At 62.4% G+C, this 9,397-nt stretch carries 10 protein-coding genes; 2 read left to right on the forward strand and 8 right to left on the reverse strand.

The features are described 5' to 3' along the window. The 4 genes from pnp to ACEQXE_RS06080 all read right to left on the reverse strand — a co-directional run. Positions 1–2,155, reverse strand: a 2,155-nt coding sequence (gene pnp, locus ACEQXE_RS06065; protein WP_370178046.1) for a polyribonucleotide nucleotidyltransferase, incomplete at its 3' end; no start/stop codon positions are given. A 177-nt stretch (positions 2,156–2,332) separates the two neighbouring features. Further along, positions 2,333–2,602: a 30S ribosomal protein S15 gene (gene rpsO / locus ACEQXE_RS06070; protein WP_370178047.1), complete on the reverse strand. Its 270-nt coding sequence runs from the start codon at positions 2,600–2,602 to the stop codon at positions 2,333–2,335. Positions 2,603–2,608: 6 nt separating this feature from the next. After that, positions 2,609–3,607 carry a tRNA pseudouridine(55) synthase TruB gene (gene truB / locus ACEQXE_RS06075; protein ID WP_370178055.1) on the reverse strand — a complete coding sequence of 333 codons (999 nt, stop codon included), beginning with the start codon at positions 3,605–3,607 and terminating at the stop codon, positions 2,609–2,611. A 56-nt stretch (positions 3,608–3,663) separates the two neighbouring features. Then, positions 3,664–4,239 (reverse strand): thymidine kinase, encoded by a 576-nt coding sequence (locus ACEQXE_RS06080; protein ID WP_370178048.1) that lies wholly within the window; start codon positions 4,237–4,239, stop codon positions 3,664–3,666. A gap of 113 nt (positions 4,240–4,352) precedes the next feature. Between ACEQXE_RS06080 and ACEQXE_RS06085 the strand changes: the two genes are divergently transcribed. Next, positions 4,353–6,017: an AbgT family transporter gene (locus tag ACEQXE_RS06085; RefSeq protein ID WP_370178049.1), complete on the forward strand. Its 1,665-nt coding sequence runs from the start codon at positions 4,353–4,355 to the stop codon at positions 6,015–6,017. Positions 6,018–6,020: 3 nt separating this feature from the next. On the opposite strand, the gene rbfA is transcribed toward ACEQXE_RS06085, so the two are convergent. Further along, the gene (rbfA, locus tag ACEQXE_RS06090; protein ID WP_370178050.1) at positions 6,021–6,422 is read right to left on the reverse strand and encodes a 30S ribosome-binding factor RbfA; all 402 of its coding nucleotides are present in this window, start codon (positions 6,420–6,422) and stop codon (positions 6,021–6,023) included. 145 nt (positions 6,423–6,567) lie between these two features. On the opposite strand from rbfA, the gene ACEQXE_RS06095 reads away from it, so the two are divergent. Further along, positions 6,568–6,918, forward strand: coding sequence for an RcnB family protein (locus ACEQXE_RS06095; protein ID WP_370178051.1), 351 nt, complete (start codon positions 6,568–6,570; stop codon positions 6,916–6,918). A 164-nt stretch (positions 6,919–7,082) separates the two neighbouring features. On the opposite strand, the gene ACEQXE_RS06100 is transcribed toward ACEQXE_RS06095, so the two are convergent. From ACEQXE_RS06100 to infB, 3 genes are all read right to left on the reverse strand, one after another. Further along, the gene (locus ACEQXE_RS06100; RefSeq protein ID WP_370178052.1) at positions 7,083–7,496 is read right to left on the reverse strand and encodes a PaaI family thioesterase; all 414 of its coding nucleotides are present in this window, start codon (positions 7,494–7,496) and stop codon (positions 7,083–7,085) included. Continuing rightward, positions 7,493–8,005 carry a hypothetical protein gene (locus ACEQXE_RS06105; RefSeq protein ID WP_370178053.1) on the reverse strand — a complete coding sequence of 171 codons (513 nt, stop codon included), beginning with the start codon at positions 8,003–8,005 and terminating at the stop codon, positions 7,493–7,495. The genes ACEQXE_RS06100 and ACEQXE_RS06105 overlap by 4 nt, the downstream gene beginning before the upstream one ends. A 53-nt stretch (positions 8,006–8,058) precedes the next feature. Then, on the reverse strand, positions 8,059–9,397 hold a 1,339-nt coding region (gene infB / locus ACEQXE_RS06110; protein ID WP_370178054.1), incomplete at its 5' end, for a translation initiation factor IF-2.

Consider the following 9,397-nt stretch of genomic DNA (forward strand, 5'->3'; position numbering starts at 1 on the left):
CGCGCGGCTTGTCGCCACGCGGTTCGCGCGGCGGGCGGGTGTCTTCCAGCTCTTCGCCGGTTTCCTGGTCAACGACACGCATCGACAGGCGGACCTTGCCGCGGTTGTCGATCTCGAGGACCTTGACCTTCACTTCCTGGCCTTCGGAAACGACATCGGTCGGCTTTTCAACCCGCTCGTTCTTCATCTCGGAGACGTGAACGAGGCCGTCCTTGCCACCCATGAAGTTCACGAACGCACCGAAATCGACGATGTTGACGACCTTGCCGGTGTAGATCTTGCCGACTTCCGCCTCTTCGACGATGCCTTCGATCCACTTCTTCGCGGCTTCGATCTCGTCGGCGTTGGAGGAGCTGATCTTGATCACGCCCTCGTCGTCGATGTCCACCTTGGCGCCGGTTTCGGCCACGATCTCGCGGATCACCTTGCCGCCCGTGCCGATAACGTCGCGGATCTTCGACTTGTCGATCTGCATCGTCTCGATACGCGGTGCGTGCTTGGAAACGCCGGTGCGCGAAGAGCCCAGAGCCTTGGCCATCTCACCCAGAATGTGGGTGCGACCAGCCTTCGCCTGTTCCAGCGCTTTGGCCATGATTTCCTGCGTGATGCCGGCAACCTTGATGTCCATCTGCATGGTGGTGATGCCGGCTTCCGAACCTGCAACCTTGAAGTCCATGTCACCCAGGTGATCTTCGTCACCCAGAATGTCGGACAACACGGCGAAATCGTCGCCTTCGAGGATCAGGCCCATCGCAATGCCGGAGACCGGACGTTCGATCGGAACGCCTGCGTCCATCATCGAGAGGCAACCACCGCACACGGTCGCCATCGAGGACGAGCCGTTGGACTCGGTGATGTCCGACAACACGCGGATCGTGTACGGGAAGTCCTCATGGCTCGGCAGCACGGGGTGCAGCGCGCGCCATGCGAGCTTGCCGTGGCCGATTTCGCGACGACCGGTGAAGCCGAAGCGACCCACTTCGCCGACCGAGTAGGGCGGGAAGTTATAGTGCAGCATGAAGTGGTTGTACGAAAGACCTTCCAGCCCGTCGATCATCTGCTCGGCATCCTTGGTGCCCAGCGTGGTGGTGCAGATCGCCTGCGTTTCACCGCGCGTGAACAGCGAAGAACCGTGCGTGCGGGGCAGCAAGCCGACCATCGCCTCGATCGGGCGAACCTGGTCCAGCTTGCGGCCGTCAATGCGGGTGCCGTCCTTGAGGATGGCACCGCGGACGATCTCGCTTTCCAGCTTTTTGGTCAGCTTGATTGCGGTCATCTTCTGCTGGCCGTCGAACTCTTCGCTCGAATAGTGAACCTTCACCTTCTCGCGCGCTTCGTTCAGCGCATCCGAACGTGCGGACTTGTCGGTCAGCTTGTAGGCCGCAGCAATGTCGTCGCCGATCATCTGCTTGATCGCCGACTTCATGTCCGCGTTATCGTCGGTCGAGGCGAGTTCCCACGGATCCTTGGCGGCCTGTTCGGCCAGGTCGATGATTGCGCCGATCACCTTGCGGCATTCGTCGTGCGCGAACATGACGGCGCCGAGCATTTCTTCCTCGGTCAGTTCCTTGGCTTCGGATTCGACCATCATCACCGCGTCATTGGTCGCGGCGACGACGAGGTCGAGGCGACCTTCTTCGTCCAGCGCAGCATCCTGCGTCGGGTTGAGTTCGTATTCGCCGTTGCGGAAGCCGACGCGCGCGGCGGCGATCGGCCCCATGAAGGGCACGCCGCTGATGGTCAGTGCAGCCGAAGCGGCGATCATCGCGAGAATATCCGGCTCGGTCTCGCCATCGAAGCTGAGAACCTGCGCAATCACGTTGATTTCGTTATAGAAACCTTCGGGGAACAGCGGCCGCACCGGGCGGTCGATCAGGCGCGAAACCAGCGTTTCCTTCTCGGTCGGGCGCGCCTCGCGCTTGAAGAAGCCACCCGGGATGCGCCCGGCGGCGGAGAACTTTTCCTGGTAGTTGACGGTGAGGGGGAAGAAGTCCTGCCCGTCCTTCACCTTCTTGGCGGCGGTCACGGCGCACAGCACCACGGTTTCGCCATAGGTGGCCAGCACGGCGCCGTCGGCCTGACGGGCAATGCGGCCGGTTTCCAGAGTGAGGGTCTTTCCGCCCCACTCCAGACTGACTGTTTTCGTATCGAACATTGATTTTCCTTTTGAACCCGCACCGCCACATTGCGTGCGCGGGGCCTACTGCCGGGGATACCGTCCCGGTCCGGTGCGGGGCGCTTCTGATGCCCCATTGTCCATCCCCAGCCGAATTGCGTGGAGGTGGATAGACGAAGGGGCGGCCCTTGGTGAGCCGCCCCTCCGAGAAAACTCTTACTTGCGAAGACCCAGCTTCTGGATCAGCGCGTTGTACCGCTCGACATCTTTCTTCTTGAGATAGGCGAGCAGGTTGCGACGCTTATTGACCATCATCAGCAGGCCACGGCGCGAGTGATTATCCTTGTGGTTGTCCTTGAAGTGCTCGGTCAGATTGCGGATCCGTTCGGTCAGGATCGCGACCTGCACTTCCGGCGAACCGGTATCGCCCTTGGCCTGGGCATTGTCCTTGATGATCTCAGCTTTGCGTTCGGTGGTAACCGACATTCATTTTCACTCCGCGACATCTGGAAGGTTGAAACCCCGCACGATCCGCATCGTGCCGCCTTCGATCTCCACCAGCGCCACCGGGACGTCGCCCGACTTCGCGAAATAGAGCCCGTCTGCATGGGGCATTCCGGAAATGACCCGACCCTGACGGGCCGCCTGCGCTTGCTCCGGATCGAGGGAAAGGGCCGGGATGTCGTCCAGCCCCGCCTCTATTGGCAGGAGGAGGTCTTCAAGCCGCGCGCCCTTGCCGATTTCGTTGAGATTGTCCAGCGAAATCGCCTGTTCCTCGCGGAAGGGCCCGGCTTTGGTCCGCCTCAGGTAGGTAACATGGCCGCGCGTTCCAAGGGCCAGCGCGATATCCCGTGCAAGAGAGCGGATATAGGTGCCCTTGCTGACCATGGCTTCCAGCGTGACGCTCTCGGCGAGTTCGAGCGGTGCGGAAGGATCGTAGGGGTCCGGGCGGCCGGCGGTGGTGGCGAAAGTTGAGTCCAGCCCAAGGTCCGTTCGTGCTGAGCTTATCGAAGTACGGACGGGCCGTTCGTTAGACCCTTCGACAGGCTCAGGGCGAATGGCCATTTGCAAGGAATGCACGGTCACCCGCCGCGCCTTCAATTCCACGTCCTCTCCTGCACGCGCGCGGTCGTACGCGCGCTTTCCATCCACCTTCAGCGCGGAGTAAGCAGGCGGCACCTGCTCGATTTCGCCGGTGAAGTGGTCGAGCACGCCTGCGATCGCCGCCAGCGGAGGAAAGCGGTCGCTGCGCGCGATCACCTCGCCTTCGGTGTCTAGCGTGTCGGTCTCTTCGCCGAAGCGGATCGTGAACACATAGGTCTTGGTCGCATCGAGCATGCGTCCGGCCAGCTTGGTCGCCTCGCCCAGCGCAATCGGCAGCACGCCCTCGGCCAGCGGGTCCAGCGTGCCGCCGTGGCCGATCTTGACCTTGGGATAGCCCCCTTCGCGCAGGTTGCGTTTGACCGCCGCAACGCCTTGCGTCGATCCCATGCCGCGCGGCTTGTCGAGCACGATCCAGCCGTGCGGCGCTTGTTTGTCCTCCACACTCACTTGGCCGGCCTCACGAAGTGCTTACGGCACACCGCGACATACCGCTCGTTCCCGCCGATCTCTGTCTGCGCCCCGTCGGTTACCGGCTGGCCATGTTCGTCGACCCGCTGGTTCATCGTCGCCTTGCGCCCGCAATGGCACACGGCCTTGAGTTCGGTCAGCTGGTCCGCGATCCCCAGCAGCGCCGCAGAGCCGGGAAACAGTTCGCCCTGGAAATCGGTTCGCAGGCCGTAGCACAACACCGGGATGCCGTGCCGGTCGGCCAGCCGGGCCAATTGCCAGACCTGCGCGGCGGTGAGGAATTGCGCCTCGTCCACCAGCACGCATGCGAGTGGCCCGTCGCCATGGTCGCGCAGCACCTGCTCGGCAATATCCGTATCCGGTTCGAACCGATAAGCGTCTTGCGCCAGGCCGATGCGCGAATTGATCGCTCCCGATCCGGGTCGGTTGTCGACTGCCGCCGTCCAGAGCGAGACGCGCATGTCGCGCTCCCGGTAATTGAACGCCGCCTGCAACAGGGTGGTCGATTTGCCCGCGTTCATGCTCGCAAAATAGAAATACAGCTTGGCCATGGCGTCGTCTCTATGCCGTGGAAATCGCACCTGTCCAAAGATTAAGCCCCGCGACAGCTTGGCTTGGCAATGCTAGCCCCCTTGAACGTACGACAAGATCGGGGGACGATTGAATGGCAAGTGTGGCAGAGGCACCTACGCAAAAGGGCTTTCTCGGCTGGGTCGAGAGGACCGGTAATCGGCTGCCCGATCCGGTGTTCATCTTCTTCTACCTGATCATCGCGCTCGTGATCGTGTCGGTGGTCTGCGCGCTAACCGGCGTTTCTGCGATCCACCCGACCGAAATGGACGAAGCCACCGGGTCTAATACCGTGATCGCGGCGGTCAGTCTGTTGTCCGCAGAAAACATCCAGCGCCTGTGGGTCGAGATGCCCGAGACGTTCACGCACTTCCACCCGTTGGGATACGTGCTGGTCGTGATGCTGGGCGCTGGCGTGGCGGAGCGTTCGGGCTTCTTTGCGGCTGGCATGTCCAAGGCGGTGAAGGCCGCGCCCAAGGCTCTGCTGACCCCGGTGGTCGCGCTGGTCGCCATGCTCGGCAACCATGCGGCGGACGCTGGCTATGTCGTGTTGATCCCGCTCGCTGGCATCCTGTTCGCCGCTGCCGGGCGCCATCCGCTGGCGGGGATCGCGGCGGCATTTGCCGGGGTTTCGGGCGGCTTTTCCGCCAATATTTCGCCCGGGCAGCTCGATGCCCTGCTGTTCGGGATTACCGAGGAAGCGGTCGCCGCCAGCTCGCTCGATCCCAGCTGGACGGCCAATATCGCGGGCAACTGGTACTTCATCACCGCAATGACCGTGCTGTTCCTGCCGATCATCTGGTTCGTGACCGACAAGATCATCGAACCGCGGCTTGGCCCGTGGACCGGCGGTGCATCTGCCGGTGCCGCTGCTGATGAAGGGCTCAGCCCCGATCCCACCGAGCACGATGGAGACCGCGCTTCGAAGGGCCTGCGCGCAGGAGGCATCGCGGTGCTGTTCGTGGTCGCGCTGTGGATCGCGATGGTCTTCGCGCCGGGCACCCCGCTGATCGACGAGGCGGCCTGCGTGGCGGAGGACGGCTCTGCGATTGCCGACTGCTCGATCCACACACAGCTGCGCCCGCTCTATTCCTCGCTGGTGGCAGGCTTCTTCCTGCTCTTCCTGCTTGCCGGGTGGGCCTATGGCCGCGCCGTGGGGACGATCAACAACCACCGCGACCTTGTGAACATGATGGCCGAATCGATGAAGGACATGGGCTACTACCTCGTCCTCGCCTTCGCCGCCGCGCACTTCGTGGCAATGTTCAATTGGTCGAACCTCGGACTGATTTCGGCGGTGCATGGCGCCGGAGCGATCGAATCGACCGGCCTGCCCCTGCCCGCCGTGATCGGCTTAATGGTGCTGTTTACCGGCCTTCTGAACCTGTTTGTCGGGTCGGCGAGTGCCAAATGGGCGCTGCTCGCACCGATCCTGGTGCCAATGCTCATGCTGCTCGGGATCAGCCCCGAAGGCGCCACCGCGGCCTATCGCGTGGGCGACAGCGCGACCAACATCATCACTCCGCTGATGGTGTACTTCCCGCTGATCCTGGTCTTCGCGCAGCGCTGGCAGAAGGATTTCGGCCTTGGCAGCCTGACTGCGATGATGCTGCCCTATTCGATCTGGCTGCTGATCTTCGGCACCGCGCTGATTGTGGGCTGGTTCTATCTCGGCATCCCGCTGGGGCCCGATGCACCGGTGACCTACGCGATGCCCGAGATGGCGGCACCGGCCGGTACGCCCGCGATCACTCCCTAACCGCTATTCTTCGTCGTCCCCAAGGTCCCTCGCGACCTTGGGGTCGGCAAGGAGCGCGTCGATCCGGCTTGCCTCGTCGAAGCTCTCGTCGGGGCGGAATTGCAGTTTCGGCGCGAATTTCAGCCCCAGTCGCTTGGCCACCTCGCGCTGGAAGAACGCGGTGTTGGTGCGCAGCGCCTTCACGACCGCCTCTTCCTCCGCGCCGAGCAGCGGCTTCACATAGACACTCGCCTGCTTGAGATCGGGCGTCATCCGCACCTCGGTCACGCTGACCGAATGCGCGGACAGCGTCTCGTCGTGCACTTCTTGCCGGGTGAGCAGTTCGGAGAGGATATGCCGCACCCGCTCGCCCACTTTCAGGACGCGGACCGAGTGCTGTTCTGCGGTAAATTGCTGGCGAGCCATAGTCCCCGTGACATAGGCACGCGGCGGGCCCTCCTCAATAGGCTCCGGAATTCTCACATGGGCGCGACAATCCGGGACAATCCGAGACGGAGCAAAGGCCGGCTATCGTGTATTTCGTTCATACCAACCCCATTGGAGATGAACGATGAAAAACTTGATGCCCCCCGCCCTTCCCCTCTTCCTCGCCGCAGCCAGCATGATCGCCATGCCCGTTGCTGCGCAGGCCAAGGACAATCGCCCGCAGACCCACGAGGTTTCCAAGGCGAAAAAGGCGCCCGCGAAATCGGCCCGCGCGAACCAGTACAAGCGCTTTAACCAGGGCGAGCGGTTCGAACGGACGCGGGCAGCGAACTATCGCACGGTAAACTACCGCTCGATCCGCGGACTGAAGGCCCCCGGTCGCAACGCCATGTACGTGAGGGCGGGCAACGATGTCCTGCTGATCAACCTGCGCACCAACAGGGTGGTTACGGTCTATCGCAACCGCTTCCGCTAATCGCGGCTCCTGACGTCCCGGCGCTCGGTCATACCAGATGATCGGCGCCGGGATTGTGTAGGCGATCGGCCGTCCAGCTTTCCGAGTAAGCGCCTCAGTGAGCAGATGTCCCGCGCGGTCGCCCGCGCATCCATAAATGCCGGGGAGAGCGACGTGGCCCGACATCAGGCCATGCCACCCGGCGGCGGCGTGGGAATCGCGGTGGAGGTGGCACGGGCGAGTAGCTTGCCGTCCTTGTCGAACAGCTCGCCCTCGAGGAAAGCGATCTTGCGGCCCGCCTTGATGACGCGGCCCACTGCAGTGATCGTATCGAGTGGGACCATCCGCACGAAGGTGAGGTTAAGATCGAGGTTCAATGGCAGCGCGGCATTGTGGCTATGCGCGAGCAGCGCCGCACCCATCACCTCGTCGAGGAACCCCGCTATAAGCCCGCCTTGCACTGCGCCTCTTGGAGACGCGAAGCTGGGCGGCGGATCATAGGTGAAGGTGACCTCGCCCTTCTCCGCATCCCACGACTGGAACTGCGAACCCATCAGCTCTGCCGATGGCGAGCGCCGGGTTTTGAAGAGCTGGGTCATCTGCCATCAACATCCAAAAGCGCGAGTACTTCAGCACTCCGGTCGTGAACGCTTTCCAGAATTCCCAACATCGTATCTCGGTATTTTTGATCGTGCAGCGTCAGCATGAACATTGAATCAATGTCATCGGAGGGGCTCTTTGAACCTTCCATGCCCTCTACGGTGCTCAAAATGTATGAAAGACCGAGAACCTCCTTCTGAGATAATCGTCCCAAATCTCGCGGATCACAGGATCTGAGAAAAATTGGCTTCCGGATAAAGACCGATGTCGGAAATGTTTCAGCATTCTTCGCCATCTCAATAGCTCCACGCAGAAAGTTACGCATTGCCTCAAGATCAAACGTTAGTGCTCGTCGGAAGTCTCTAACCGACTGCTTTCGCTCACGAGTGGAGCGCCACCATTCAAGCCACGTGTTGAATAGAAAGCCGATGACGACTGCGCCTAATCCAACGATCAGTGGCTGATAAATTTCGAGCGCAGTTCGCGAAGTCTCAGCGGCGACACTCACTAGCTACCCCCCAACAAAGAAATGGCCGGAAGTACCACTTCCGGCCACACGGTTTACAGCGTCCGTTCGCGCTCCTCGACTTCGAAGACTTCGAGTTGGTCGCCCGGCTGGATGTCGTTCGTGTCTTCCAGCACCACGCCACATTCGAGGCCGGCGCGCACTTCGTCCACGTCGTCCTTGAAGCGCCGTAGCGAGGCGATGGTGGTCGACGACACGATGACATCGTCGCGGGTGAGGCGGGCGTGCAGGCCCTTGCGGATAACGCCTTCCTCCACCAGCAGGCCTGCCGCCTTGTCCTTCTTGCCGGACTTGAAGACTTCCTTGACCGCGGCACGACCGACGACGTTCTCGATCCGCTCCGGCCCGAGCTCGCCCGCCATCTCCTTCGCGATCTCTTCCGTCAGGTGGTAGATGACGTCGTAATACATCATCCGCACGCCTTCGCGTTCGATCTGCTGGCGCGCCTTGGCATTGGGGCGGACGTTGAAACCGATAATCGGCGCACCGCCAGCCGCAGCCAGCGTCACGTCATTCTCGGTAATCGCGCCCACGCCCGAGTGCAGGATGCGGACCTTGATCTCGTCGTTGGAGAGGTTGGTCAGCGCAGTCTTGATCGCTTCCACGCTGCCCTGCACGTCTGCACGCACCAGCAGCGGGAACTCGATCGCCTTGTTGGCGAGCCCGGCGAACATCGCGTCGAAATTGGTCGGCGCCAGCGCCGTGCGCTGCTCGGTCGCCTTGTCCTGGCGATATTCGGCGACGTCGCGCGCACGCTGTTCGTTCTCGACGACCGTCAGCTGGTCGCCCGCGCCCGGCACGCCGGACAGGCCGAGGACCTCGACCGGCATGGAGGGGCCGGCCTCCTTGATCTGCTTGCCCTGGTCGTTGACGATGGCGCGTACACGCCCGCTCATCGTGCCAGCAACCAGTGCATCGCCCTTCTTGAGCGTACCACGCGTCACCAGCACCTGCGCGACCGGGCCACGGCCCTTGTCGAGCTGCGCCTCGATCACGATAGCTTCGGCCATGCGATCCGGGTTGGCCTTCAGCTCCATCAGTTCGGCCTGCAGCGCGATCTTTTCGAGCAGTTCGTCGAGCCCGGTGCCCTTGAGCGCGGAAATCTCCACGTCCTGCACATCGCCCGACAGCGCTTCGACGATCACTTCCTGCTCCAGCAGGCGTTCGCGCACCTTCTGCGGGTTCGCGTCTTCCTTATCCATCTTGTTGATGGCGATAATCATCGGGACATTGGCGGCCTTGGCGTGGCTGATCGCCTCCACCGTCTGCGGCATGATGCCGTCGTCGGCAGCGACCACGAGGATCGCAAGGTCGGTCACCTGCGCACCTCGGGCACGCATGGCCGTGAAGGCCTCGAGAGCGGACGAGCGTCGT

It is taken from the genome of Alteriqipengyuania sp. (genome assembly GCF_964222115.1).
Classification (GTDB): Bacteria; Pseudomonadota; Alphaproteobacteria; order Sphingomonadales; family Sphingomonadaceae; genus Alteriqipengyuania.

Coding starts and splice junctions, on each gene's coding strand:
- rpsO (WP_370178047.1), bottom strand. CDS start 2,602: ATGTCGGTTACCACCGAACGCAAAGCTGAGATCATCAAGGACAATGCC.
- truB (WP_370178055.1), bottom strand. CDS start 3,607: ATGGGATCGACGCAAGGCGTTGCGGCGGTCAAACGCAACCTGCGCGAA.
- ACEQXE_RS06080 (WP_370178048.1), bottom strand. CDS start 4,239: ATGGCCAAGCTGTATTTCTATTTTGCGAGCATGAACGCGGGCAAATCG.
- ACEQXE_RS06085 (WP_370178049.1), top strand. CDS start 4,353: ATGGCAAGTGTGGCAGAGGCACCTACGCAAAAGGGCTTTCTCGGCTGG.
- rbfA (WP_370178050.1), bottom strand. CDS start 6,422: ATGGCTCGCCAGCAATTTACCGCAGAACAGCACTCGGTCCGCGTCCTG.
- ACEQXE_RS06095 (WP_370178051.1), top strand. CDS start 6,568: ATGAAAAACTTGATGCCCCCCGCCCTTCCCCTCTTCCTCGCCGCAGCC.
- ACEQXE_RS06100 (WP_370178052.1), bottom strand. CDS start 7,496: ATGACCCAGCTCTTCAAAACCCGGCGCTCGCCATCGGCAGAGCTGATG.